This is a genomic window from Winogradskyella sp. (assembly GCF_965228925.1).
GTDB lineage: Bacteria > Bacteroidota > Bacteroidia > Flavobacteriales > Flavobacteriaceae > Winogradskyella.
The window spans coordinates 136,785-162,256 of the sequence record NZ_OZ245845.1; the positions used below are offsets into that span (position 1 = coordinate 136,785).

23 protein-coding genes and 2 tRNA genes are annotated in these 25,472 nt (G+C 36.5%); 11 read left to right on the top strand and 14 right to left on the bottom strand.

The window, feature by feature from the left end; all coding sequences use genetic code 11:
• Positions 1 to 4 precede the first annotated feature (4 nt).
• The 4 genes from ACO052_RS00500 to mutS form a co-directional block, all read right to left on the bottom strand.
• Entirely contained in the window at positions 5 to 508 is a 504-nt protein-coding gene (locus tag ACO052_RS00500; protein ID WP_422106042.1) for a T9SS type A sorting domain-containing protein, read from the bottom strand.
• Between the two features lie 386 nt (positions 509 to 894).
• Positions 895 to 979, bottom strand: a tRNA-Leu gene (locus ACO052_RS00505).
• 42 nt (positions 980 to 1,021) lie between these two features.
• A tRNA-Gly gene (locus ACO052_RS00510) sits at positions 1,022 to 1,093 on the bottom strand.
• 95 nt (positions 1,094 to 1,188) lie between these two features.
• Positions 1,189 to 3,801, bottom strand: a complete 2,613-nt coding sequence (gene mutS / locus ACO052_RS00515) for a DNA mismatch repair protein MutS (RefSeq protein WP_422106043.1) — start codon at positions 3,799 to 3,801, stop codon at positions 1,189 to 1,191.
• A 303-nt stretch (positions 3,802 to 4,104) separates the two neighbouring features.
• On the opposite strand from mutS, the gene ACO052_RS00520 reads away from it, so the two are divergent.
• Both ACO052_RS00520 and ACO052_RS00525 read left to right on the top strand, forming a co-directional pair.
• On the top strand, positions 4,105 to 4,644 hold the full coding sequence (locus ACO052_RS00520) for an RNA methyltransferase (RefSeq protein ID WP_422106044.1): 540 nt from the start codon (positions 4,105 to 4,107) through the stop codon (positions 4,642 to 4,644).
• 355 nt (positions 4,645 to 4,999) lie between these two features.
• Positions 5,000 to 5,659, top strand: coding sequence for a class I SAM-dependent methyltransferase (locus ACO052_RS00525; protein WP_422106045.1), 660 nt, complete (start codon positions 5,000 to 5,002; stop codon positions 5,657 to 5,659).
• A gap of 74 nt (positions 5,660 to 5,733) precedes the next feature.
• On the opposite strand, the gene folK is transcribed toward ACO052_RS00525, so the two are convergent.
• Entirely contained in the window at positions 5,734 to 6,861 is a 1,128-nt protein-coding gene (gene folK / locus ACO052_RS00530; protein ID WP_422106046.1) for a 2-amino-4-hydroxy-6-hydroxymethyldihydropteridine diphosphokinase, read from the bottom strand.
• A 272-nt stretch (positions 6,862 to 7,133) separates the two neighbouring features.
• Positions 7,134 to 7,928, bottom strand: coding sequence for a hypothetical protein (locus ACO052_RS00535; RefSeq protein WP_422106047.1), 795 nt, complete (start codon positions 7,926 to 7,928; stop codon positions 7,134 to 7,136).
• Between the two features lie 437 nt (positions 7,929 to 8,365).
• Between ACO052_RS00535 and ACO052_RS00540 the strand changes: the two genes are divergently transcribed.
• The 4 genes from ACO052_RS00540 (at position 8,366) to rpsU (ending at position 13,159) form a co-directional block, all read left to right on the top strand.
• Positions 8,366 to 9,070 carry a queuosine precursor transporter gene (locus tag ACO052_RS00540; protein ID WP_422106048.1) on the top strand — a complete coding sequence of 235 codons (705 nt, stop codon included), beginning with the start codon at positions 8,366 to 8,368 and terminating at the stop codon, positions 9,068 to 9,070.
• Positions 9,071 to 9,168: 98 nt separating this feature from the next.
• The gene (locus tag ACO052_RS00545; RefSeq protein WP_422106049.1) at positions 9,169 to 11,814 is read left to right on the top strand and encodes an AsmA-like C-terminal region-containing protein; all 2,646 of its coding nucleotides are present in this window, start codon (positions 9,169 to 9,171) and stop codon (positions 11,812 to 11,814) included.
• A 114-nt stretch (positions 11,815 to 11,928) separates the two neighbouring features.
• Positions 11,929 to 12,792 (top strand): sigma-70 family RNA polymerase sigma factor, encoded by an 864-nt coding sequence (locus tag ACO052_RS00550; protein WP_422106050.1) that lies wholly within the window; start codon positions 11,929 to 11,931, stop codon positions 12,790 to 12,792.
• Between the two features lie 172 nt (positions 12,793 to 12,964).
• Complete coding sequence (rpsU, locus tag ACO052_RS00555; protein WP_185790016.1) at positions 12,965 to 13,159, top strand: 30S ribosomal protein S21; 195 nt, start codon at positions 12,965 to 12,967, stop codon at positions 13,157 to 13,159.
• Positions 13,160 to 13,237: 78 nt separating this feature from the next.
• On the opposite strand, the gene ACO052_RS00560 is transcribed toward rpsU, so the two are convergent.
• Entirely contained in the window at positions 13,238 to 13,489 is a 252-nt protein-coding gene (locus ACO052_RS00560) for a hypothetical protein (protein WP_422106051.1), read from the bottom strand.
• Positions 13,490 to 13,595: 106 nt separating this feature from the next.
• Between ACO052_RS00560 and ACO052_RS00565 the strand changes: the two genes are divergently transcribed.
• On the top strand, positions 13,596 to 14,216 hold the full coding sequence (locus tag ACO052_RS00565; protein WP_422106052.1) for a LysE family transporter: 621 nt from the start codon (positions 13,596 to 13,598) through the stop codon (positions 14,214 to 14,216).
• Here the strand turns inward: ACO052_RS00565 and ACO052_RS00570 are convergent.
• A complete protein-coding gene (locus ACO052_RS00570) occupies positions 14,213 to 15,001 on the bottom strand; it encodes a DUF2797 domain-containing protein (RefSeq protein ID WP_422106053.1) in 789 nt (262 codons plus the stop codon). The two genes, ACO052_RS00565 and ACO052_RS00570, sit on opposite strands and share 4 nt — an antisense overlap.
• 54 nt (positions 15,002 to 15,055) lie before the next feature.
• On the opposite strand from ACO052_RS00570, the gene ACO052_RS00575 reads away from it, so the two are divergent.
• Both ACO052_RS00575 and ACO052_RS00580 read left to right on the top strand, forming a co-directional pair.
• Complete coding sequence (locus ACO052_RS00575; protein ID WP_422106054.1) at positions 15,056 to 16,573, top strand: GH3 auxin-responsive promoter family protein; 1,518 nt, start codon at positions 15,056 to 15,058, stop codon at positions 16,571 to 16,573.
• A gap of 147 nt (positions 16,574 to 16,720) precedes the next feature.
• On the top strand, positions 16,721 to 17,944 hold the full coding sequence (locus tag ACO052_RS00580; RefSeq protein ID WP_422106055.1) for a TolB family protein: 1,224 nt from the start codon (positions 16,721 to 16,723) through the stop codon (positions 17,942 to 17,944).
• 259 nt (positions 17,945 to 18,203) lie between these two features.
• Here the strand turns inward: ACO052_RS00580 and clpX are convergent, their stop codons facing one another.
• The 6 genes from clpX to ACO052_RS00610 all read right to left on the bottom strand — a co-directional run bounded on the left by clpX (position 18,204) and on the right by ACO052_RS00610 (position 23,821).
• Complete coding sequence (gene clpX, locus ACO052_RS00585) at positions 18,204 to 19,436, bottom strand: ATP-dependent Clp protease ATP-binding subunit ClpX (RefSeq protein ID WP_422106057.1); 1,233 nt, start codon at positions 19,434 to 19,436, stop codon at positions 18,204 to 18,206.
• 47 nt (positions 19,437 to 19,483) lie between these two features.
• Positions 19,484 to 20,158, bottom strand: a complete 675-nt coding sequence (gene clpP / locus ACO052_RS00590; protein WP_422106058.1) for an ATP-dependent Clp endopeptidase proteolytic subunit ClpP — start codon at positions 20,156 to 20,158, stop codon at positions 19,484 to 19,486.
• Between the two features lie 143 nt (positions 20,159 to 20,301).
• Positions 20,302 to 21,624 carry a trigger factor gene (tig, locus tag ACO052_RS00595; protein ID WP_422106059.1) on the bottom strand — a complete coding sequence of 441 codons (1,323 nt, stop codon included), beginning with the start codon at positions 21,622 to 21,624 and terminating at the stop codon, positions 20,302 to 20,304.
• A gap of 80 nt (positions 21,625 to 21,704) precedes the next feature.
• Entirely contained in the window at positions 21,705 to 22,052 is a 348-nt protein-coding gene (locus ACO052_RS00600; protein WP_422106060.1) for a phage holin family protein, read from the bottom strand.
• Between the two features lie 297 nt (positions 22,053 to 22,349).
• On the bottom strand, positions 22,350 to 23,111 hold the full coding sequence (locus tag ACO052_RS00605) for an alpha/beta fold hydrolase (RefSeq protein ID WP_422106062.1): 762 nt from the start codon (positions 23,109 to 23,111) through the stop codon (positions 22,350 to 22,352).
• A complete protein-coding gene (locus tag ACO052_RS00610; protein WP_422106063.1) occupies positions 23,108 to 23,821 on the bottom strand; it encodes a pyridoxine 5'-phosphate synthase in 714 nt (237 codons plus the stop codon). The genes ACO052_RS00605 and ACO052_RS00610 overlap by 4 nt, the downstream gene beginning before the upstream one ends.
• A 91-nt stretch (positions 23,822 to 23,912) precedes the next feature.
• Here ACO052_RS00610 and ACO052_RS00615 point away from each other — a divergent pair, with 91 nt between their 5' ends.
• Both ACO052_RS00615 and ACO052_RS00620 read left to right on the top strand, forming a co-directional pair.
• Positions 23,913 to 24,569 carry a CBS domain-containing protein gene (locus tag ACO052_RS00615; RefSeq protein WP_422106064.1) on the top strand — a complete coding sequence of 219 codons (657 nt, stop codon included), beginning with the start codon at positions 23,913 to 23,915 and terminating at the stop codon, positions 24,567 to 24,569.
• A gap of 2 nt (positions 24,570 to 24,571) precedes the next feature.
• Entirely contained in the window at positions 24,572 to 25,450 is an 879-nt protein-coding gene (locus ACO052_RS00620; RefSeq protein ID WP_422106066.1) for an NAD kinase, read from the top strand.
• Positions 25,451 to 25,472: the final 22 nt, after the last annotated feature.

Genomic DNA, 25,472 nt, shown 5'->3' on the forward strand with positions numbered 1-25,472 from the left:
AAGGCTATTGCTTTATTAGTTGTTTTGAAGACTTTATATGGCCACTTTTCAACTCCACAAAGTACATACCAGAGGGGAATTTTTCGATTGAAATATCTTCTGTGTAAAAGCCATTTAAAACGCCTAAGTCTTTTTGTAAAATCGCTTTGCCATTCACATCGTAAATAGTGCATTCATAGGGTAAAGATGATTGGGCATCTAAACGTATCCTGAAGACACCTTCTGTTGGATTAGGATAAATCCTAAACGCATTTGAATCTTTAACAACCTCCTCGTTACTTAAGGTTTCTTCACTGTATTGGTAATTTTTGAATTCATCAAATGGTAGTGTTACGATTTCGTCATTATTGAGATAAATGGAGACATTGCCTGAGTTAAAGGTGATTTTTCGCACATCAGTCAAGTTATATTCCGTTGTTGTACCATCCATATCCGCAAAACTTATCGATTGGGATGTTACCAGATTAAGAGAAGAAAAGAAAACTATAGCAAGTAAAAGTTTTTTCATTTGGTCGGTTTTTATTTACTATAAACATAAATAATTTCTCACATTTCTGCAACAACCATTTACTGTTGCCATTGATAGTCTTTAGAAGTTGGTTTTATTGCTTAGGATTTAAACAATAGATAGAAATCATTAATGAAAAATCACTGCATTATGGCATATATACTATAATATAGAAGGTTAAATTGGCAAACAAAAAAACCGAAACTTTTATTTGGGCTTTTTCTTGTAATAAATACGGGAATTAGCTACGGTGAGTCCCCACTTCAACATGGTGAGAAAAGCCTTCGCATAGCACAGATATTTTTGTTTCCTAGTACTCAACTAAGCGCTCTTAGCCCGTTTCTGGAAACAAAAAAACCAAGACTTTCGTCTTGGCTTTTCATATGTACTGAAGGCGGGACTTGAACCCGCACGGCCATAATGGCCATTGGATTTTAAGTCCAACGTGTCTACCAATTCCACCACTTCAGCATCCAGTTGCGGACAGCAACTTAATTGGTATATATCATATAGAGCGAAAGACGGGATTTGAACCCGCGACCCTCACCTTGGCAAGGTGATGCTCTACCCCTGAGCTACTTTCGCGTGAGTTTTAAAGACCTTTTTCGCTGTAAAAGCGGATGCAAATTTAAACTATTTCTTAGAAATGCAAAGACTTTTTTAAAATAAATTAAAGTCCATTAGGCCTGTTTTTTCTTAATGAGCATACGCTTTATTTCGTTGAGCTTCATTAGGGCTTCGACCGGTGTTAGGGTATCTATATCCGTGTGGAGAATTTCTTCTTTAATCTCTTCTAACAAAGGATCATCCAGATTAAAGAAACTCAATTGCATATCATCTTTTAGCGACTTTACCTTATCGGTCAGCTCCTCACTGGAGTGCGATTTTTCCAGTTTGGACAAGATTTTATTGGCACGTCGAATCACCTGCTGGGGCATACCCGCCATTTTAGCCACATGTATCCCAAAACTGTGCTCACTGCCCCCTTCGACCAATTTCCGTACAAACAAGACATTATCTTTTAGTTCCTTAACAGCAACATTAAAGTTCTTAATCCTAGAAAAGGTTTCGGTCATCTCATTGAGCTCGTGGTAATGAGTGGCAAATAAGGTCTTAGGCCGCGCTGGATGTTCGTGCAAATATTCGCTTATCGCCCAAGCAATGGAGATACCATCATAGGTACTGGTACCACGGCCTATCTCGTCCAAGAGTACCAAACTACGATCCGAAATATTATTGAGTATGGATGCGGTTTCGTTCATTTCTACCATAAAGGTCGATTCGCCCATAGATATATTATCGCTAGCCCCCACACGAGTAAAAATCTTATCTACCAGACCTATTCGTGCCGCTTTAGCAGGCACAAAACTTCCTATTTGGGCCAATAATACAATTAAAGCCGTCTGCCTTAATATGGCCGATTTACCAGACATATTTGGACCGGTAATCATGATGATTTGCTGAGATGCCCTATCGAGATAGACATCATTGGCTATATAGGATTCGCCTAATGGGAGTTGTTTTTCAATTACCGGGTGACGTCCGTCCTTAATCTCCAAATCAAAACTATCGTCCATTTGCGGACAATTATAGTTATTGGATTTCGCTAGGCTTGCAAAGCTGCAAAGACAATCGAGTTGCCCAATACCCTGTGCATTTTGCTGCACATGTAAAATAAACTGATGCATCCAATGCACTAATTCAGCAAAGAGCTGCTGCTCAATGGTTAAAATCCGTTCTTCAGCACCAAGGATTTTGGCCTCATATTCCTTTAATTCCTCGGTAATATAACGTTCGGCATTGACCAAAGTTTGCTTCCGAATCCATTCTTGTGGGACTTTATCCTTGTGTGTATTCCGCACTTCAATATAGTAACCAAAGACGTTGTTAGAGGCAATTTTTAAGGATGGAATCCCTGTACGTTCGCTTTCACGCTCTAACATCTCATCGAGATAGTCCTTCCCCGATTTTGACAAGCCTCGTAACTCGTCGAGCTCTTCTGAAAACCCTTCGGCAATTGTATTCCCTTTAAGTACATTGACGGGAGCCTCTTCGTTGAGAGTTTGCTTAATTTTATCACGAAGCAAATCACAATTATGTAGGTTTTCACCAATATTTCTTAAGGACTCATTAGTACAATGCCCTGCTACTGCTTTGATGGGTACAATGGCTTCCAAAGCGTTTTTTAGCTGAATGACTTCCCGTGGCGTCACTTTGGTCGTTGCAATCTTTGATATGAGCCGTTCTATATCGCCAATGTGCTTGATCTGCCCTTGAATCTTTTGAAGTACAGCATCTTCATCCAACAAATACTGAACCACCTCGTGCCGCTCCTTTATCCTATCCATCTGTTTTAGTGGCAGTGCCAACCAACGCTTTAGGGTACGACCTCCCATAGCTGAAATGGTTTTATCAATCACATTGATAAGTGTAACAGCATTGGCATTGGTAGAATGGTACAACTCCAAATTTCGGATGGTAAACTTATCCATCCACACATAATCATCGGTTGCTATTCTTGAGATGTTGGTGATGTGGTCTAATCGGTTATGTTGCGTTTCACTGAGATAATGAAGAACCACGCCAGAGGCAATAATGCCTTCGTACAAATCGGCTATACCATAACCTTTAAGTGTTTTGGTATTGAAATGTTTGGTCAAAGACTCATTTGCATAATCCGCTTGAAACACCCAATCCTCTAAATAAAAGGTATGGTAATCGTTTCCAAAGGTCTCTGAAAAGGCTTTTCTACTTTGTTTTGAAATAAGCACCTCACTCGGACTAAAGTTTTGCAGTAACTTATCAATATATTCGGCATCTCCTTGCGAGGTTAAAAACTCACCGGTAGAAATATCTAAAAAGGCTATTCCAATATATTTCTTGTCAAAATGAATAGCCGATAAAAAATTATTGGATTTTGAATGTAAAATATCATCGTTTAATGCGACGCCGGGCGTTACCAATTCAGTCACACCGCGTTTTACAATTTTCTTGGTGAGTTTGGGATCTTCGAGTTGATCGCAAATCGCGACGCGCTCGCCAGCTCTTACCAATTTGGGCAAATAGGTATTTAAGGAATGATGCGGAAATCCAGCCAACTCAGTTTCACTCTCACTACCAGCACCTCGTTTGGTTAAAATAATGTCTAAAATCTTTGCCGCTTTAACCGCATCACTGCCAAAGGTTTCATAAAAATCACCAACTCTAAAGAGCAATAGAGCATCCGGATACTTTGCCTTAATCGCATTGTATTGCTTCATTAACGGTGTTTCCTTTTTTGTGTTTTTAGCCAAGACTTTTGTTTATTTTTGTTTCGATCCCGATAGCTATCGGGACTATCGGATCTTTAAGATTGCTAATTTACTTAGAATTTGAGGTTTATTGAAATCGAAAAAACTATAAGTTATTTACAGCTGTTGATAAGATTACAACACCCCTAAAGTCCCCTCAAGGGGACATTAGTAGTTAAGTTTATTTTTGAATGTCCCCTTGAGGGTTATCGAAATTAAGGCAATAGCTTTAATTGAAGATACCGAGCGCAGCTCATTAGGGGTGTTTCTTGAACTTGGGTTTTCAATTTTACCCAACATACATGTATGAACAGAAAACTAAAAAATAGCGAACTAGACCGCCTAGACGTTTCAGAATTTAAAACCGCGAAAAAGTCGCCAGTAATCATCATACTGGATAATATTCGTAGCCTCAATAATATTGGATCGGTATTTAGAACCAGTGATGCCTTTCTCATAGAAAAAATTTACCTCTGCGGCATCACCGCACAGCCCCCTCATAACGACATTAGAAAAACGGCACTGGGCAGTACCGAAACAGTAGACTGGGTTTATGCAGAGCATACACTTGAAGTAGTGCATCAATTAAAAGCTCAAGGAGTAAACGTTTGCGCTATTGAGCAAGCTGAAAATGCCACCATGCTCCACAACTTTATGCCTCAGTCCGATACGACCTATGCCTTTGTATTTGGCAATGAAGTTAAAGGGGTTTCCCAAGAGGTCGTTGATGCCAGCGATAGCGTTATTGAAATCCCACAGTTTGGTACCAAGCACTCCTTAAATATTTCGGTGAGTGCAGGCGTAGTGATTTGGGATGTGTTTTCGAAGTTAGAAGTTAGAAGTTAGAAGTTAGAAATATTGGATTTTATAATGTCATTTTGAGTGACTCGTTCTACATAACTTTAGTGAAGTTGAAAGTTAGAAACCGCTGGTTAAACATAGCTAAATTTCAAATGAGATACCCGAGCTTTACTCAAACTATGAGATGTCTCACGGTTTACACTGAGCTTGTCGAAGTGTTCAACATGACAGACGTTTTAAACCGCCAGACTGTCCCGATAGTTATCGGGATTGTCGAAGTTAAAGCAAGAAACTATAGGTTCTGTGAACCTAGATCTCATAATTCTAAGTTTTAAGATATGCCATAAGGTTCCTCAATCGCCCCTCATTTTGGAATGACAAATAATAATGTATATAGAAGTTGAAAAAGAAATCAAAAACACCTTGGCCAACAAAAGACGCCATGACCCAAATTTATGAAAAGCAGCTTTGGGGAGGTGATTCCCATGACTTTTATTCGGGTGCAGGCTCACACCATCTGGATATCGTGGAGCCTTATATTGAAGCGGTCACCAACTTCTTAAAATCCAAAAAAAGCAACTTATCAGTCTGCGATTTGGGCTGTGGTGATTTTAACATTGGTCAGCAATTAGTACCATACACTTCAAAATACATAGCTGTAGATATTGTAGAGGATTTAATCGAAAGAAACAAAACCCTTTTCGAGGCTCACAATCTAGAATTTCGTTGCTTAGATATTGCTAATGACGAATTACCAATAGCTGATTGTGCAATTCTAAGACAAGTTCTTCAACACCTATCGAATGCTGAAATTAAGCGCATTGTTAAAGGGCTATCTCGTTACCAATACATAATTCTTACCGAACACCTACCAGTTGGCGACTTTGAGCCTAATGTTGATATTATTTCTGGCCAAGGGATTCGGTTAAAGCACAATAGCGGTGTGGATGTATTAAAAACTCCTTTTAATTTAAAAGTTAAAGAAGAAAGGATTCTCAGTGAGCTCGATTTAGGCAAGACTAAAGGTAGAATAGTGACCATATTATACCAACTCTTTTGAGGTTTAGCTTCGCTAAACCTCTGATTTCTCAATCAATTCGTTCATTTCGAAGCAACTCAAAGTTAAAGCCATTTTTATGAATTAATTTCACTTAATAACCACAAATAATCCTCATAGTTTTTCACAAAATCCCTATCCGAAATATCTATAATCTTTACATTGAGCTCGGTTTGGGATTTTAAGAATTCTAAATACCCCGCATTGATTTTTTCCAAGTAATCGTCTTTGATATCCTCTTCGTATTTTCGGCCTCTTTTTTTAATGTTTGCTTGAAGACGCTCTGTATTTTGATAGAGATAGACATATAAATCGGGGCGTGCAATGTCCTTATACACCTGATAAAACAGTTTACGGTACAATCGAAATTCATCTTCTGGCAAAGTTACCTTAGAAAACACTAATGATTTGTGCACATCATAATCACTGACCATAAAATCCTTAAATAAATCCAACTGCGATAAATCATCACTAATCTGTTGATAACGGTCTGCTAAAAAAGACATCTCCAAGGTAAAGGCATAGCGCTCGGGCTCCTTATAAAATTTAGGTAAAAACGGATTATCGGCAAAGCGTTCTAAAATAAGCTTCGCATTAAAGTCCTGGGATATTTTAGTAGCTAAACTGGTTTTGCCAGCTCCAATGTTGCCTTCTATAGCAATAAAATTGAACCTACTGAAATCATAATGCTTTTTTGGGTTTTTTAACCAAATCTTAATAGGTTCTATTTCTGAGTCATCATCACAAGCTTGTAGCAAGTCATGAACTAGTTGATTCAATATAGGATGTTTTAAGTCTTTCGCAATATCCTGAAGCGGTTGCAATACAAATCTACGTTGGTGTAATTTGGGATGCGGAATGACTAAGTGTTTATCGCTAAAGACTTCATCATCGTAAAATAGAATATCCAAATCGATCTCACGGGATTCATAGCTGTCCGTTTTTTTTGGAACCCTCCCTAAATCAGCTTCAATATGCTTTAAGGCCTTGAGTAACTTCTTTGGCTTTAATGCTGTATCGATCTTAATACAAGCATTAAAAAAATCATCGCCTTCAAAACCTAAAGCTGGTGTTTTATACACTTTAGAAATCTTATGAATCACCCCAACACGCTTAAAAATAGCATCAATAGCAGACTGTAAATACTGTAATTTGTGGCCTTTATTACTTCCTAATGCTATGTAAACGGTCTTAGTCGGATTCATCTTTGGTAAACATACAGCGTTTCAGCGGGATTAGTTATTCTAGAATTATGAATGTGCTTCACAGGCTTTTAAAATTCTGAACGCCGCAACAAAATAACTAAAACCGAATCGAAAATACTAATGCTTGTATAATAGGAAAAAAAAGAAGTATCAGTATTTAATTGCATTATGAGAAACTTATAAAACTAAAATCCAACGCTAGAAACTAAATAATTTTGACAAAAAATGGTTACTGATAAAAAGTGTTATGCGTTCATTATTAAAGCCAACATTTAGGGGTTTTGAAATATATTTGCAAAATACTGATAGAACTTTGGTTTTTTATTTTCTTCAAGCATAGAAAACATTAAGCCAGAATCTTTAAAACCGGCGTATTGAAATACATCCAATAAACTAATTGGCATATTTGACGCCTCATCTTGGTATTCAACTTGAACAACATAAATGATATAGCCTTTTACATTCTTTATATCTTCTTTTTTGAATAGCTCTTTTGAATAATGTATGAATACACCTGTGTCCGGACTAATCAATCCATTTAATTCAGACTCCGAGGCAAACAATTGCTTTGAAACGTTATAGTTTTCATCTGTCAACAGCAACATCGTCATTAATCTTTTTATTATACCATGCCTATGGCCGGTATTTTTAATTTTCTGTTTGAAAACATAGTGGTCAGGATGATTTATGTCTTCCTCCCACACCGTATCAGTATTACTAAAAACTAACCGAGCACCTTCTGATTCGAACCTTTTCCTATCTATCAAGTTCTGTTCATCTAGCATTTTCTGAAATCGCTTAGCTTCGTCTAAAGAATTTTCAAGGATTGATATCTGTTTATTTAAATTCTTTTTCACAATCATTAAACTCTCGCCCATGGTATTAATCTCACTAATCAAATTATTAGTATGTATTAAACTCTCATCTAAGTTCTTTTGCACTTCATTAACTGAGCTCTTTAATTCCTTTTCAGATTTTTGTGTTTCAATATCCTTAGCTCTTGTACTCAAAAAAGTAAACAAAACTACACCAACACTACAAATTAGGGCCAAAATTGCAAACGTCATAGATCTTGTTTTGAAATAATTCTTCATAAAATAAAGTTCTCTGAAATATAGTTAAATTATTGTAATTAAAGGAGTTGTATTCCAATATTAATCCTAACATAGTTGATAATACAAAAGCCACCTTTAAGATTATAAACCTACATGGTGTTTTTAAATAAAACTTAATTTCTCTAACAGCTCATTTCAAAAAAATCTCTTTAACAGCATTTTGCCAATATAATATGCCTCTATGTTCTTCTTACTATCTAAATTTTAGATGCGACACTCAAAAATCAAAAATGCTCACCCAATTCTATAATTATTCCAAATTCTCCTTTAAACATTACAAAATAATTCTAACTACTAACATGTATTGTCATCTTCAAGCTCATGTCAAAAATCATTCTTTTCTTCGAATGCATTAAACCTATATCTTTACAAAAAAATTCAATCTATAAATGCCATCAAAAGACAAGCTTTTAGCACAGCGCATCTATATTTTATTAGGTGCACTTTTCATCACCTCTTTAGTAGTTTCCAACCTTATTTTTCAAAAGTTTTTCTATTGGTATCCTCTCGATATTGAAATTTTTGGCAGTAAACTCTTTGAAATCTCTGTCGGTATTTTGCCCTACCCTATCACGTTCTTAATTACCGACTTAATCAGTGAGATTTACGGTAAAAAGCGCGCTAATGATATTGTTGTGGTTGGTATTTTCGCTTCGGTTTTTTCGTTATTAATTGTCTATGTAAGTTCTCAAGTGCCTGCAACGTCTTGGTCCTATGTAGATGACAGCATGTTTAATACGGTCTTTGGCAATTCGGTTATCGCGGTATTTGCGAGTATGTTGACCTATTTGTTCGCCCAGTTTGTCGATATTCAAATTTACCACTTTTGGAAGCGCCTCACCCAAGGAAAACATCTATGGCTGCGCAATAACTTTTCTACATGGTTTTCTCAGTTTGTAGACACCTTTACCATTGTGTTTTTACTGTGCTCATTTGGTATTATAGATTGGGCCAATTTTAAGGGTTTATTAATTAGTGGCTTTTTATTTAAGGTTTTCGTCGCTATCCTCGATACGCCCTTTTTATACTTAGGGGTTTTCTTGTTTAGACGACGATTTAAACTTGCGGTGAACGAAGAAATTGATTTGGCTTAAGTGTTACTAAATCATTAAAATCTTGCTAAAGTTGTAGACGCGCACAACTATTCTTAGCAACTTTGCGTATAATACTTTAGAAGCCATATCTATTTCTTATGAAGAAAATTTTCAAAATTATCGGAATCCTATTACTTCTTTTTATCGCCATACTTATTGCCGTTCCTTTCATTTTAGAGTCCAAAATAGATACTATAGTTCAGAATTATGCCGATGAAAATCTCGACGCGGATTTAAGCTTTAATGATATAAGCCTTAGTCTTATCAGTAGTTTTCCGAGAGCCGAAGTCACTGTAGAGAACCTACAAATCATCAACAGGGCTCCTTTTCAGGACGAAACCTTAGTAACAGCAAAGTCATTATCGTTCGAAATGCCTATTGGCGAACTATTTAAAGGTACTGAAGACCCTTTGACGGTTAACGAAATTATAGCTGATGAAATGCTTCTTACTTTGAAGACCAATACCAACGGAACACCTAATTATGATATTGTAAAGGGCAAAGATGATGAAGTTGCATCAAATTCGGATAATGCGTCTTCTGGATTTAGTTTTGATATCAAAAACTACGAGCTCAACAATAGTGCCTTTACCTATATCGATGAAGCCTCGAACACCAGCCTTTACGCCACCGAAATTAATCACAGCGGCAAAGGAATTTTCTCTGGCGAACAATCCGAATTGGATACCAAGACCGAAGCCAGAATAAGCATGTCCGTTGATAGCACGGAATACCTGAGCAATAATATTATAAAGCTAGATGCACTTTTGGGTATGGACTTAGAGCAAGGAAAATACACCTTTAAAGACAATAAAGGCTATATAAATGCACTGCCATTAGAATTTGAAGGCTTTATACAAATGGTAGAGAAAGGTCAAGAATTAGATATTAGCTTTAAAAACCCCGAATCTTCTTTTAAGGATTTCTTAGCGGTTATCCCCAAAGCATACGCCAAGAATATCGAGAACGTCAATACTACTGGCAACTTTACGGTCAATGGTGTGATAAAAGGCTTGGTCTCTGAAGAAACGATTCCGACCTTAGATATCAACATGCGCTCTAATAATGCCTCGTTTAAATATCCCGATTTACCAAAACAAGTTGAGCATATTATGATAGATGCTTCTATAAAAAATACGACCGGAAAGGCGGATGAGACCTACATAGATTTAAATCGGCTCGACTTTCAAATCGATGAGGATGTTTTTAAATCTGAAGCCCATATTAAAAACTTAACTGATAATATGTTGGTTAATGCCGATTTAGACGGTGTTTTGAATTTAGCAAATATCACTAAAGCCTATCCTGTTGAGCTAGACAATCAATTAAGCGGTATTTTAAAAGGTAAACTCAACACCAGTTTCGATATGGACGCTATTGAAACCAACGCCTATGACCGTATAAAAAACAATGGCACCGTTTCAATTTCCGATTTCATATTTTCTTCCGAAGATATTGTTAATCCTATTCAAATTAACAATGCGGATTTGACGCTTCAACCTGGAGTGGTGAGTCTCAATAGCTTCGATGCCCAAACCGGACAAAGTGATTTTTCCGCAACAGGAACCATTAGCAATTTGCTAGGGTTTTTATTGAGTGATAAAAAATTACAAGGCCAATTTGATGTGAGTTCTAATAGATTTGCCATTTCAGACTTTATGGTTGAAGACGAATCGGCTACTGAAGTTTCTAATAAAACTTCATCTGACGATGAGTCTTTAAAAATTCCTGATTTTTTGGACTGCGCTATAAAGGCCAATGCCAAAACCGTTATTTACGATAATCTCAACTTGAAGAACGTAAAAGGTGAATTATTAATTAAAGACCAAAATGCCAATCTCGTCAATATGACTACTGATGTCTTTAATGGCCAACTAGGCATTTCTGGCAATGTCAATACAAAAGAGGCCAAACCCGAGTTCGATATGCAGTTGGCCATGCAAGACTTTGACATATCCCAATCGTTTAAGGATTTGGAAATGCTAAAAGCATTAGCACCTATCGCCAAAGTTGTACAGGGTAAATTAAATTCGACCATTGATGTAAGCGGCCTATTAGATGAGACCTTTTCTCCTGATCTATCCACAATTTCCGGTAATGCGCTTGCCGAAATATTGACTTCAAATATCGATGTCACTAAAAGCCCTTTACTATCGGGATTGGGGAGCCAACTCAATTTTATTGATTTTAAGGAGTTACAGAACGACATTAAGACCAGATTGAGTTTTGAAAATGGTCAGGTATCTGTAAAACCATTTACTGTTAATTACAAAGATGTTCCAATTGAAGTTTCTGGAATGCACACCTTTACCAACAATATGCAATATGATGTGGTCTTTAATGTGCCCGCTAAATATCTCGGAGGAGAAGTCAATCGTCTTATCGGTCAAATTAATGATAAGGATGTCAACAATATCACTATACCGGTTACAGCAAATATTAACGGAAATTTTTCCAGCCCTAATATTTCTACAGACCTCACTAGTGGTGTTTCGGACCTGACAAAACAATTGGTGGATATCCAAAAACAAAAATTATTGGGTCAGGGCAAAGACAAAATCAATGATCTTTTGGGAGGCGTCTTAGGTGGAAACTCGACGGCTACCAAAGCTGATTCTACAGCGACTCAGACCGATCCCAAAGACAGCATTAAAGAAGGTGTCAATTCTGTTTTAGGTGGTATTCTTGGTGGAAAAAAGAAGAAAAAAGACAAAAAAGCCCAAGATTCGACCAAAAATGACTGATTTTTCACTAAAACTCGTCGTTTTTTTCTAGTTTTTATTAATAATTGTCCGTTTTCCTTGTTTTTCTTAATAATTACGTTATAATATGGTTTGACAAATTTTTAAAGATTCTACATGAGGCAACTAAAGATTACCAAACAGGTTACCAACAGAGAAGACAAATCCCTAGACAAATACCTACAAGACATTAGTAAAATTCCTTTGATAACTGCGGACGAAGAAGTTGAATTGGCACAGCGTATCAAAACGGGGGATCAAGAGGCTTTAGACAAACTGACAACTGCGAATCTGAGGTTTGTAGTATCTGTAGCGAAACAGTATCAAAATCAGGGCCTAAAACTTCCCGATTTAATTAACGAAGGTAATGCGGGTTTGGTAAAAGCGGCGCAACGCTTTGATGAAACCAGAGGTTTTAAATTTATCTCTTATGCCGTTTGGTGGATTAGACAAGCCATTTTACAGGCATTGGCAGAGCAGTCTAGAATTGTGAGGTTACCCCTTAACAAGATAGGCACTATTAATAAGATTAATAAAACCTACTCTCATCTAGAGCAAATTCATCAAAGGCCCCCTAATGCCGAAGAGATTGCCAGAGAGCTCGATATTAGCACCTATGAAGTTAAACAGTCTCTAAAAAATTCTGGGCGCCATTTATCTATGGACGCTCCATTAAAAGATGGTGAAACCTTTAGCCTTTATGATGTGGTTAGCGAAAATGAATCTCCAAGACCAGATAAAGATTTGATGAAAGCGTCTTTGCATACAGAAATTGAGCGTGCTTTAGATACTCTAACGCAAAAAGAAAGTGATGTCATCCGCCTCAATTTTGGTATTGGCAACCAACCACCAATGACCCTAGAAGAAATAGGAAGTATGTACGATTTAACGAGAGAGCGCGTAAGACAGATACGAGAAAAAGGTATAAGACGGCTGCGCCATGCCAGTAAAAGTAAAATTTTAAAGACCTATTTGGGATAAGACACCTAGCTTATAAGGTATAAAGAGTCTTTAGGCAGCTCTTGTTTTAGTAAATACCTTACTTTAAAAACTTTAAATCTCGATTATGGGGTATTTTATTTTTTATTTTAAAATAGTTGGAGTATATTTGCCGACCATTTGCAAGAAATAGACATTAAAAATATATTGATAGATGATTAAAATCGAAATCAAAGAAGGAGAAAACATAGAAAGAGCTCTTAAGCGTTACAAGCGTAAACACAGAAATGTACAGATTATGCAGAACTTGAGAGAGTCTCGTTATTTCACTAAACCATCTGTTAAGAGAAGAAGAGAAATTCAAAAAGCACAATATATTCAAGGTTTAAGAGATCAAGAGAATATCTAATCGCTGACACTTTGTTTTCCATATACAAAAAGAGCAACTTTATGTTGCTCTTTTTTTGCTTCCACCAATCTAAGTTTCTTACCTGAATTCTTCATTCTCTGCCTTTATATCTAAAGGTTCTATTGGATGATCTTCGTAAAAGTGCTCAAAGGTTTTATCCGTACTATAATTGTCTGTTAATACCTTATACACCATAACAACAACAAGAATTTGCCCAATCACAGTGAGATAAAACACCCAATTAAAAGGAAAATCCATGGCACACATGATGGTAATAGTCACTAATAGTAACGTCGTAATAGTGATATAAAGAAAAGGCGAGGTCTTCATTATATTTTTTTGTTTAAATTTAAATAATAAATGTTAAACAAAATAATTTTTAACGGAAAACTAACATCAGCTGTAAGGATAGTTTTTTCTTAGCTACTAAGGCCTTATGATTCTCATCTACTTAATCATTGGCATAATAGCAGCCGTACTTGGTGCACTCCCCTTAGGGGCAACTAATATTGCCGTTATTAACACCACACTTAAACAAAATGCAAAACAAGCATTTAAGATTACCATAGCTGCTGCCTTTGCTGAAGTGATCCTATCCTACTATGCCTTGCATTGTAATATGATCGTTCGGGATTTTTTCAACACCAATCAATGGATACAGATTCTCATTGCCTTTTTGCTTTTGGCCGTTGGTGGCATTTTGTTTTTTAAATCAACCAAAAAGACCACTAATCCTAGTCGATTAAAGACCTCGAAATACACTACAGGGTTTTTACTAGGTTTACTCAACCCCCCAGTACTTATTTATTGGTTGGTCATTTATGGCGTCATCAACAGCTATTCGATAAGCTTAACTATTGACGCATCGTTTTTAGTTCTTTTTTTATTTTTCTTTGGCGTCTATATCGGAAAGTTACTCACCCTATATCTTTATGGCAAATTCAGTTTGGTCATAAAACAAAAATTTGAAAACATAAATGCTGTTATCAACAAAGTTACTGGAAGTTTGCTCTTTGTTATTGGTGTGGTGAACGTCTTTAAACTCTATTTTATCTAAATACCTAACTCAACAACCAAACCTTCATTGGCCCTAACATTAAAAACGGTATTATCCTCAAAAATAAGATACTGCCCTTTTATACCGACGAGCTTGCCCGTGTACTCAATTTGCTTTTTTAAATTTAAACTCTGTGGTTTTTCAGGGTATTGCTCTACCGGGAATTGAAGGTGTGTCTCAGCATTGTTCTCTATAAAATAGTCTTTTACTTCTTCTGGAATAAACGACTTTAGATTGTTTCGCCACTCTAGAAGATTTTCATCTTCAATATCATTCTTCAGCATCTTTCGCCAGTTGGTTTTATCTGCAACATGATCTTTTAAGGCCACTTCGGTAATACCTGCCAGATATCGGTTCGGCACCTCAACTATTTCTATGGCCTCATGTGCGCCTTGATCTATCCATCGCGTCGGCACTTGACTTTTTCGGGTGACGCCCACTTTAACATTGCTAGAATTAGCTAAATAAACTATATGTGGCTGTAGTTGTGCCTGTTTTTCATATTCTAGGTCTCTGTCCTCTATACCCAAATGAGCCTTGCTCAACTCTGGACGCATAATCCATTCGCCGGCCTCAGGTTTTTCAAAAAAGCACGACTTACAAAATCCTTGCCTATATACAGGACGGCCCAAACCACAAATGCACTCCTCTCCTATTTTTTTAAGCGTTATGGATTTATTTAATAACTGATTCATATGAATAAAGTCATTTTCAAAGACCAAATAATACTGGATCGGATCTAAAAACTCGGTCTGCATTTTCGTTAGAGCACCACTATAAAGCATAAAAGAATTTTAGTATTTTTAGCGTTAATTATTTAGTGTAAATATAGCTAATCCATGCCAATTCCTATTGTAAATTCCATAGCTTCATGGTTTTTAAAAAAACGATTTCATCAAATCGAATTGTTTTTAAAATATCCCAATGAAGTACAAAACGAATTGCTTTTCAGCCTTTTAAAACTCGCTAAGGATACTGAAATAGGTAAACAGTACGATTTTGCATCTATAAAAAACTACAAAGAATTTAATGAGCGCCTACCCATAGTCACTTATGAGAAAATTCAGCCATTAATAGAACGTTCTAGAAACGGCGAACACAACATTTTCTGGCCAAGACCTATTAGATGGTTTGCCAAATCCAGTGGCACGACCAACGCTAAAAGTAAATTTATACCTGTAAGCAGCGATTCTTTAGAAGATTGCCACTATGCGGCCAGTAAAGATCTCTTGTGCATGTACCTCAACAATAATGAAGACTCTCAATTGTTTACGGGAAAGAGTCTTCGCTTGGGCGGAAGTAAAGAGCTATACAAAGAAAATGGAACAGTCTTTGGCGACCTCAGCGCTATACTTATTGATAATATGCCCTTTTGGGCAGAATTTAGTAGTACGCCTAGCAGTAAAGTCTCGCTTATGAGCGAGTGGGAAGCTAAAATGCAAGCCATTGTAGAAGAGACGATTGAAGAAAATGTAACTAGCCTAGCGGGTGTACCTTCTTGGATGTTGGTACTTCTCAATAAGGTTTTAGACAAAACAGGCAAGGATCATTTGTTTGACATCTGGCCAAACCTCGAGGTTTATTTTCATGGTGGAGTAAGTTTTAATCCTTATATCGAGCAGTACCGAACTATATTACCCAAAAAGGAGTTTAAGTTCTACGAAATTTACAATGCCTCTGAAGGGTTCTTTGCTATACAAGATCAGAACTACTCTGGGGATTTATTACTTATGTTAGACTATGGTATTTTCTACGAATTCATTCCTATGGATACCTACGGCAGCAAAGAAGAAAAAGTCATTCCATTAAGTGAAGTCGAACTCAATACCAATTACGCCTTAGTCATTACGACAAATGCCGGGCTTTGGCGCTATGAAATCGGAGACACTATACGCTTTGTGAGCTTAAGTCCACATAGAATAAAAGTATCGGGCCGGACAAAACATCATATTAATGTTTTTGGTGAAGAACTAATCATTGAAAATGCTGAGGATGCCCTTAAAAAGGTTTGTAAACGAACCTCTGCAGAAATTGTTGATTACACCGCAGCTCCTATATTTATGAAGGGCAAAGAAAAAGGAGCGCACGAGTGGATTATTGAGTTTAAAAAGCCACCTGAAGACTTATCTTATTTTGAAGAACTTTTTGACAATGCACTTAAATCGCTTAACTCCGATTATGAAGCCAAACGTTATAATAATATGACGCTTAACAAACCGAAAATTCATTGCGCTAGGACCAACCTTTTTTACGATTGGCTAAAAGAGCACAATAAGCTAGGAGGACAGCATAAAGTTCCTCGTTTATCTAATTCCAGAGACTATATTGACGAATTATTGCTTTTAAATAATGTATAGTTTTACGATTATTTCACCTAAGAAATAGGCCTTTTCTTAAGAATTGTCGAAAAAAAGACCAGTTTTATCTAAAAAAGTGCAACAATAATTTAGCGCTCTAAATTATGTTAGTAACTTAGTGATATAATTAATCCATTACCCTACGTTATGAAAACGACTTCCTATGTGCTGTTGTCAGCATTGCTGTTTTGTACCTATACTTTCGACAAAACAGACCCTTCAAATAGTAAGATTGACGATTTTAATGATAGCGGTTACATTTTTAATGTGAACGTTACTAAAATTAATTCGCAATATTCGGACATACCGAGTGCCGTTTTTAGAGATAAACTTGTCTTCGTCTCCTCTAAAAAAATCGGAGCTATTGGCAGTGGCAAAGATAAAGTGACCAACTTGCCATATACCAATTTGTTTTGTACGGACATTAGTAACAATAATGGTGATTTTTCAGTTCCCATTCTTTTTAGCAGAATACTTAACAGCAGAGGTAATGAAGGGCAAGTTTCGTTTTCTCCGGACCAACACACCATATACTACACCAAAAGCAAACGCAAAAATTCTGAAAACTACCAAATGTATTTGGCGACATTGGAAAAAGACTCCTATGGCAATTGGGTAAATCATACGCCACTAAATTTTAATAGTGATGAGCATTCTGTTGAAACCCCTCATGTATCCTATGATGGTCAATACCTCTATTTTTCGTCTAATATGGAAGGTGGCTTCGGTGGATTTGATATCTACAAAGCAAAAATAAATTCTAATGGCTCTGTTGGAGCGCCTGTTAATTTAGGGCCTACCATAAATACAGAAATGGATGAAAAATATCCACATACCTCATTAGATGGTGGCGAATTATTTTTCTCCTCCAACGGTCATGAAGGGCAAGGTGGATTTGACATATTTATTTCGAACGACTATGGTAATATGGAATACGCTACACCGAGAAATCTAGGTATTATTGTTAATTCGCTTAGAGATGATATCGCTTTCACGCTTATCAACGAGGACAATGGTGTTTTTGCCTCTAATGCGGGTAACGTTGGTCAGCGATTTAATATGTATAAGTTTAATGCTAGAGCCATATACCAAAATTTAGAAGGCATTATTTTTAAAGAAAACGATGAGATTTTGGCAGATATTACCGTAAGCCTATACGATAATAATGGTAATGAGCTTGAGCGTCAGGTTACGGGCAAGGATGGTATTTACAGATTTAAAGTTAGACCATTTGTTTCGTATCAAATTAAGACGAGTAAGGAAGGCTACGAGGACGGTGTTATCATATTTCAATCTAAAGACACCAATCTTAATCTAGCTTATAAAGAGGATTTAGAATTGTCTCCTGACGGCACCTTATCCAAAAAGTAAGACCTTCATTTTATCGTTAAAAAACGCATAGAAATTTCATACAACGATATTTAAAATGTCTTTAACCAAAATTTGGATATAAATAACTTTAGTCTAAAAGTTGCCACTATATTAGCAGTAAATAAATGTGCTATTTATAATCCCTAACTTATTATAAAATATTGCCAGCAATATTAATTTAATTCAATCCCAAACAATAAAAAAACCACAAGTCCATAATAAACTTGTGGTTTCTTTTTTATTCGATTTCTTAAAATATCTAAGACACTGCTTTTAACTTCTTTAAAGTAGACTTGGTCAACCTATCTTCTGCATAGGCCTTCGTCACATTGAGTTTGGTTTCACCTGAACCAGGCAGATCGAACATGGCTTCGGTAAGGATTTCCTCGCAGAGCGAACGTAAGCCACGGGCACCAAGTTTGTATTCTATAGCTTTTTCTACGATATAATTTAAAGCACCTTCCGTAATACTAAATTCGACCTCATCCATAGCAAACAGCTTTTTGTACTGTTTAATAATAGCGTTCTTAGGCTCGGTTAAAATCGCTCTTAATGTATTTGCATCTAGAGGGTCCATATGAGTTAATACTGGCAAACGACCAATAATTTCGGGAATAAGTCCAAAGTCTTTTAAGTCCTTAGGAATAATATACTGTAAGATATTATCACTATCTACATCATCATCTGTATTAATAGAACTATAACCTATGGCCTGCATATTTAAGCGTTTGGTAATGACCCGTTCTATACCATCAAATGCCCCACCAGCTATAAATAAAATGTGCTCTGTATTAACTTCTATGAATTTTTGATCAGGATGCTTGCGCCCCCCTTTCGGCGGTACATTAACCACAGTGCCTTCCAATAATTTCAATAGGGCTTGTTGCACACCTTCTCCAGACACATCTCTAGTAATTGAAGGGTTATCACTTTTACGGGCAATCTTATCTATTTCGTCTATAAAAACGATACCGCGCTGTGCTTTTTCAAGATTATAATCTGCAGCTTGTAATAGACGTGTTAAGATACTTTCTACATCTTCTCCTACATAACCCGCTTCGGTCAAAACCGTGGCATCAACAATAGCTAAAGGCACATTAAGCATACGGGCTACAGTCTTGGCCATTAAGGTTTTACCTGTTCCTGTTTGCCCTACCATGATAATGTTGCTCTTTTGAATTTCAATATCATCGTCAGATGCTGGTTGAAGTAGACGCTTGTAATGATTGTATACGGCCACCGACATTACACGTTTGGTGTATTCTTGTCCAATAATATATTCATCAAGAAAAGCCTTTATCTCTTTTGGTTTTCTCAACATCAACTCAGCACTTAACTCTGAGTTACCCGATTGTTTGGATTCTTCAACGACAATGCCATAGGCCTGCTCGATACAACGATCACAAATGTGCGCATCAAGGCCAGCAATCAATAAATTGGTTTCTGACTTTTTCCTACCGCAAAATGAGCATTCTAATTCTTCTTTTGCCATAATTTTAGTTCTATCTAGTTAGGGGGTTTAGTCGTAGGTTTTTACTATTACTTGCGTTCTAAAACTTCGTCTATCATTCCATAAGCTAATGCTTCATCAGATTTCATCCAATAATCTCTATCGGAATCTTTTTCTACTTGGTCGTAAGGTTTTCCTGAATGGCTAGAAATGATATTATACAACTCTTCTTTTACTTTTATTGTTTCGCGAACTGCAATCTCCATATCAGAGACTTGTCCTTGGGTTCCGCTCATGGGTTGGTGAATCATAACACGCGAGTGTTTTAATGCCGAACGTTTTCCTTTCTCACCAGCGCATAATAATACGGCCGCCATAGACGCAGCGATACCCGTACAAATGGTGGCCACATCTGGTTTTACAAATTGCATGGTATCGTAAATGCCTAAGCCTGCATATACAGAACCTCCTGGAGAATTGATATAGATTTGAATATCCTTTGAGGCATCCGTACTTTGTAAAAACAACAATTGCGCCTGAATGATGTTTGCCACCTGATCATTAACCCCTGTACCCAAAAATATAATGCGGTCCATCATAAGACGTGAGAACACATCCATGGCAATAGCATTGAGCTGTCGTTCTTCTATAATATTAGGTGTTAGATTGGTGGGATACATACTCCGCATTATTTTATCATAATACATACTATTAATCCCTTGATCCTTTATGGCGAACTTTTCAAATTCTTTTCCGTAATTCATTTAATTTCAATTTGTTTTTTGATTAAAAAAAAAGCGTAAAACTTTTCAGTTCTACGCCTTAAAGATACTAATTTTTAGATTCCTGTTTTCACAGGAATGACATTTTAAGGTTTTGAGGCTATACCTCAAGTGATTTTTCAATACTAACTGTAGAACTCTTTAACGAAATCGTCATAAGTGATGTCTTTTGTTTTAAGATTTGCCTCAGTTTTATATAGGTTCAATAATTTTTGGCTCATCAGTTGTTCAGATAAACGCTTTACCTCATCTTGATTAGACATTATCCTTGCAGCAATATCTTCTAATTCTTTTTCTGAAGGATTCATTTGGCCGAACTGTGCCATTTGCCCCTTGATCATATCCATGGCAAAGGCTTTGAGTTCTTCAAACTGCACTTGAAGATTATGCTCCGCAATTAATTTCCCTTCAATTAATTGGTAACGCATGCTTTTTTCAGACTTCTCGTATTCTTCCTTAGCTTGATCTTCGGTCATAGGTTCTTCACCCGCAGTCTGCATCCATTTTTGAAGAAATTCAGCAGGCAAATCGAACTTCGTATTATCAACTAAATATTCCGTAACGTCGTTTAATAATTTTTGATCGCCTTGTTGAGCAAATTGTTTTTCAGAATCTGCTTTGATCTTCTCCTTTAACTCTGTCACCGTAGTCACCACTTTAGGTCCAAAAAGTTTGTCAAATAATTCTTGGTCTAGATCTGCTAACTCGCGTTTGTTAATTTCTGATACTTCAAAAGTCACTTCAACATTGAGATCCTTAGCAACTTGGTGATCAACTTTTAGATACGTGGTTAGGCCGTAATCTACGTTAAAAAGGTTCTTTGTCTTTAATGTAATAACATCACCAACTTTAGCTCCAACAAATTTCTTTACGTTTGCTTTTCCTTTTATTTTATCAACCGAAAATGTCGCTACATTCTCAATGTTTTCAGCTTCATTTACAAATTTCCCAGTAATTTCAGAATCTTCAGCAACTTGCTCTTGAGATATAATCTTGCCGTATTGTTTTTGTATGTTCTCGACCTGATTAGTAATCATGTCATCATCGGCAATAATATTATAATGGGTAATTGCTTTTTTACCTTTTAGCTTCACTTCGAATTCAGGCGCCAAGCCCAATTCAAACTCAAAAGAAAAAGCATCGGCATCCCAATCCAGATCGTCCTGCGGTTTTGGTAGAGGATTACCTAAGACATCTAGTTTCTCTTCCACGAGATATTTTCCTAAAGCGTCTTGTAGTAACTTGTTAACCTCATCGACCAATACGGCCTTACCATACTGCTTCTTAACCATTCCCATAGGCACATGACCTTTTCTAAATCCAGGAATATTAGCAGATTTACGGTAATCCGATAAGATCTTTTCTACTTTATCTCTGTAATCTTCCTTAACGATGTCTACTTTTACAACTGCGTTTAAAGCATCGATATTTTCTCTTGTAATGTTCATTATTCTTGAAACTAAAATTGGGCTGCAAAAATACAACATTTTTTACAACCCAACAACAGTTTTAAGGCTTTGGTTTTTAGCTACTTTTTATCGGTTTTTATAAACGAATGCAACAAGGATTGTAGGATGCAAAGTAGTATACTAAAGAGTATGGCCGTCCATATACCGTCAACTCTAAAACCGTCAATAAGTTTATCCGCCAATAGTATAATCAATGCATTGATAACAAATAAAAATAGTCCTAAGGTTAGTATGGTCGCCGGTAGTGTTAAAATAACCAATAAAGGTTTTACTAATACATTGAGAATTGAAATAACTACGGCCACTAAAAGTGATGTGATATAATTATCTACATAGACACCATTTAGAATTTCTGCAAGTGCAAATACAGCAACCGCATTGAGCAAGAGTTTAACGATGAGATTCATAAGTATTTCTTTTTAACTATTCTAAAAATAGACTTAATCATAAAGTATATGATTACAGAATAAACACAAAGGTCGATTAATACCCCTAAAAAGTAAAAATTATCCTCTGAAGTTAAAAATAAACGAGAAGGAAATTGAAAAATTTCTGCAAGATTCAGAATAAAAAAATTTCCAATACGTCCATAGTCACTACCACTCTCTTTAATAGTTTCATAAAGTGCAATGACGCTCAGATAGATTAAAAACAATACACTTAAAATAGCTAAATACGCCAGAACATTACATCTTCGCTTCACTTTAAACAAAGTTGATGACTGCCTTATAAAATTCCTTTGGATTTTCTGCGTGTAACCAATGACCTGCATTTGCAATGGTTATGATTTTTGAATTTGGAAAATGACGGTGTATGATGACTTCATCTTGTTCTCCAATATATTCTGAGTGATCACCTCTAAGAAAAATGGTATCCTTTGCAAAAGTCGCATGCGCCGGAAGTGCCTCGCCAACTTCCGAAACATATTCTTTTAAAATTGGCAAATTGATTCTTAGCCCTAGTTGACCCTTCTCTACCCAATACAGATTTTTAAGTAAAAACATACGAGTGCCTACTTCTGGCACATAATCACTTAAAACCTTATCAGCTTCACCTCTACTTTTAATCTTCGAGAAATCCAAACGGCTCAAGCCTTTTAATATCGCATCGTGATGTATCGGGTAATATCGGGGTGAAATATCTGCAACCAAAAGCTTATGGACTAATTCTGGGTAAGTTGTAGCAAATAACATAGCCGTTTTTCCTCCCATAGAATGCCCTAGTAAGACGATATCGCTCAAGTTATGTTCTTCACAATAGTGTTTTAAATCTTTGACCATTAATTCATAATCAAAGTCTTCATCATGAAAACTGCGGCCATGGTTACGTTGGTCGACTAAGTGCACTTGAAATCCGGATTCCGAGAACTGTCTGGCCAGCGTTTTCCAGTTATCACCCATACCTAAAAAGCCATGTAGAATCACAAAGGGCCTTCCTTCACCTATAATATTGGAATGTAAAATCATTTGAGCTTCTCCAAATACATGTTAATGACATTTTCCACGCCCATGTATAAACTTTCAGAAATTAGAGCATGACCTATGGAAACTTCTAAAAGCCCAGTGATGTTTTCTTTAAAAAAAGCGATGTTATTTAAAGATAAATCATGTCCGGCATTGACCCCTAAACTCAGTGCATTTGCTAAACCCGCGCATTCCATATAGGGTTTTATAGCGTCTTTATTTCCTAAATTGTATTGGTGTGCATAGGCTTCGGTATAAAGCTCAATTCTGTCCGTTCCGGTTTCCTTCGCACCTTCAATCTGGTGCAAATCAGGATCTACAAATATGGATGTTCGTATGCCATTATTTTTAAACTCGTCAATAACCTCAACCAAAAAATTCTTATGCTTAAGCGTGTCCCAACCAGCGTTAGAAGTAATCGCATCCTCGGCATCGGGTACCAAAGTGACTTGTGTAGGTTTTATCTCTAAAACCATATCTACAAATTTGGGAATGGGGTTGCCCTCTATATTGTATTCTGTATAAATTTCGGGTTTTAAATCATAGACATCCTGATAGCGAATATGACGCTCATCTGGTCTCGGATGTATGGTGACTCCCTCTGCTCCAAAACGCTGTACATCTTTTGCAAATTGTACCACATTAGGCAGGTCACCTCCTCTACTGTTTCTCAGTGTTGCAATCTTATTTATATTAACACTTAACTTTGTCATTCCATTAGATTTTGAAACACAAAAATACAGAACTCATCTTGGGTTTTTATGGTTATTTTTGATTAATTTGCAAGATATTCAAACCCTATTTATGCACTTACAGGATTTTGTTATAAACGATATAAGACCACTAAACATCACTGATAAAATAGCTGATTTACAAATGCTGTTTAATCAGTTGACTTACTCGCATATTCCTATTGAAAATGAAGGGGTTTACATGGGTTGTATTTCTGAAACTGATGCGCATTGTTTTGATGGCGCGAAATCCATAAACGACTGTAATTATACTATTGAAGGTTTTTTTGTAAGATCGACAACCAATTGGTTAGATGTGCTTGAAGCTTTTGCGAATCACGACTCTAACATCATGCCGGTTTTGGATGAGAAAAATACCTATTTAGGTTATTATGAACTCAATGATATCATCCACTTATTCAACGAAACACCATTTTTTGCCGAACCAGGGGGTATTATTATTATAGAAAAAGGAATTCACGATTATTCCTTTAGTGAAATTAGTCAAATTGTAGAGTCTAACGATGCCAAATTATTAGGAGCGTTTATTTCTAAGATGAGTACTGATTTGGCACAAATTACTTTAAAGATCAGTAATACTAGCCTTAACGATATTATACAAACTTTCAGACGCTATAGTTATAATGTCGTATCTGGCCATGAAGAAGACGCTTATATAGAAAGTTTAAAAGAGCGTTCAGAGTATTTAGACAAATACTTAAATATGTAGTTATGAAGGTAGCAGTTTATGGCCAAAGTTACGCCAAAGAATCTACACAAAACGCTTTCGAAATTCTTATAAAGGGACTCTTAGAGAAGGATGTGGAGATTTTTGTTGAAACTGATTTCCTGAACCAACAAAACGAAACCAGTACGACTAACTCCAGAATTAAAACATTCACCCACTTAGACAAAAGTTACGATTTACTTATCAGCATTGGGGGTGATGGCACTATATTAAGAGCCATTACCTATGTTAGGGATTTAGGCATTCCCATTGCAGGTATAAATACGGGGCGTTTAGGGTTTTTAGCTACTATCCAAACCGATGAAATAGAAATTTCAATTTCAGAAATATTTAAAGGTGATTATAAGGTGTCGGAACGGTCACTATTGAGCGTTACCACCGAACCAACAAATAACAGTATTCTAGATACTAATTTTGCGCTTAATGAGATTGCTTTAAGTCGAAAGAATACCACCTCGATGATTACCGTAAAAACCCATCTCGATGGTGAATATTTAACTTCATATTGGGCAGACGGCCTTATTCTTTCGACCCCAACGGGCTCAACTGGTTATTCTTTAAGTTGTGGCGGACCAGTTATAGCACCTGATGCCAAGAACTTTGCGTTGACCCCAATTGCGCCACACAATCTCAGCGCTCGCCCACTTATTATTCCAGATGGCACCACTGTTACTTTTAGTGTTGACGGTCGAGAAGATCAGTTTTTAATGTCTTTAGATTCTAGAATCGTTACACTTCCCAATACCACCTCGGTAACCGTAAAAAAAGCCGATTTTGTCATTAAGATGATAGAACGCCTTGACGAAACCTTTTTAGACACCCTGAGAAAAAAGCTGCTATGGGGTGAAGACCGACGTAACTAAAACGTCAATTTCATACAATAAA

Coding starts and splice junctions, on each gene's coding strand:
- ACO052_RS00500 (WP_422106042.1), bottom strand. CDS start 508: ATGAAAAAACTTTTACTTGCTATAGTTTTCTTTTCTTCTCTTAATCTG.
- ACO052_RS00520 (WP_422106044.1), top strand. CDS start 4,105: ATGAACAGAAAACTAAAAAATAGCGAACTAGACCGCCTAGACGTTTCA.
- folK (WP_422106046.1), bottom strand. CDS start 6,861: ATGAATCCGACTAAGACCGTTTACATAGCATTAGGAAGTAATAAAGGC.
- ACO052_RS00535 (WP_422106047.1), bottom strand. CDS start 7,928: ATGACGTTTGCAATTTTGGCCCTAATTTGTAGTGTTGGTGTAGTTTTG.
- ACO052_RS00540 (WP_422106048.1), top strand. CDS start 8,366: ATGCCATCAAAAGACAAGCTTTTAGCACAGCGCATCTATATTTTATTA.
- ACO052_RS00545 (WP_422106049.1), top strand. CDS start 9,169: ATGAAGAAAATTTTCAAAATTATCGGAATCCTATTACTTCTTTTTATC.
- ACO052_RS00550 (WP_422106050.1), top strand. CDS start 11,929: ATGAGGCAACTAAAGATTACCAAACAGGTTACCAACAGAGAAGACAAA.
- rpsU (WP_185790016.1), top strand. CDS start 12,965: ATGATTAAAATCGAAATCAAAGAAGGAGAAAACATAGAAAGAGCTCTT.
- ACO052_RS00560 (WP_422106051.1), bottom strand. CDS start 13,489: ATGAAGACCTCGCCTTTTCTTTATATCACTATTACGACGTTACTATTA.
- ACO052_RS00565 (WP_422106052.1), top strand. CDS start 13,596: ATGATTCTCATCTACTTAATCATTGGCATAATAGCAGCCGTACTTGGT.
- ACO052_RS00570 (WP_422106053.1), bottom strand. CDS start 15,001: ATGCTTTATAGTGGTGCTCTAACGAAAATGCAGACCGAGTTTTTAGAT.
- ACO052_RS00575 (WP_422106054.1), top strand. CDS start 15,056: ATGCCAATTCCTATTGTAAATTCCATAGCTTCATGGTTTTTAAAAAAA.
- ACO052_RS00580 (WP_422106055.1), top strand. CDS start 16,721: ATGAAAACGACTTCCTATGTGCTGTTGTCAGCATTGCTGTTTTGTACC.
- clpX (WP_422106057.1), bottom strand. CDS start 19,436: ATGGCAAAAGAAGAATTAGAATGCTCATTTTGCGGTAGGAAAAAGTCA.
- clpP (WP_422106058.1), bottom strand. CDS start 20,158: ATGAATTACGGAAAAGAATTTGAAAAGTTCGCCATAAAGGATCAAGGG.
- tig (WP_422106059.1), bottom strand. CDS start 21,624: ATGAACATTACAAGAGAAAATATCGATGCTTTAAACGCAGTTGTAAAA.
- ACO052_RS00600 (WP_422106060.1), bottom strand. CDS start 22,052: ATGAATCTCATCGTTAAACTCTTGCTCAATGCGGTTGCTGTATTTGCA.
- ACO052_RS00605 (WP_422106062.1), bottom strand. CDS start 23,111: ATGATTTTACATTCCAATATTATAGGTGAAGGAAGGCCCTTTGTGATT.
- ACO052_RS00610 (WP_422106063.1), bottom strand. CDS start 23,821: ATGACAAAGTTAAGTGTTAATATAAATAAGATTGCAACACTGAGAAAC.
- ACO052_RS00615 (WP_422106064.1), top strand. CDS start 23,913: ATGCACTTACAGGATTTTGTTATAAACGATATAAGACCACTAAACATC.
- ACO052_RS00620 (WP_422106066.1), top strand. CDS start 24,572: ATGAAGGTAGCAGTTTATGGCCAAAGTTACGCCAAAGAATCTACACAA.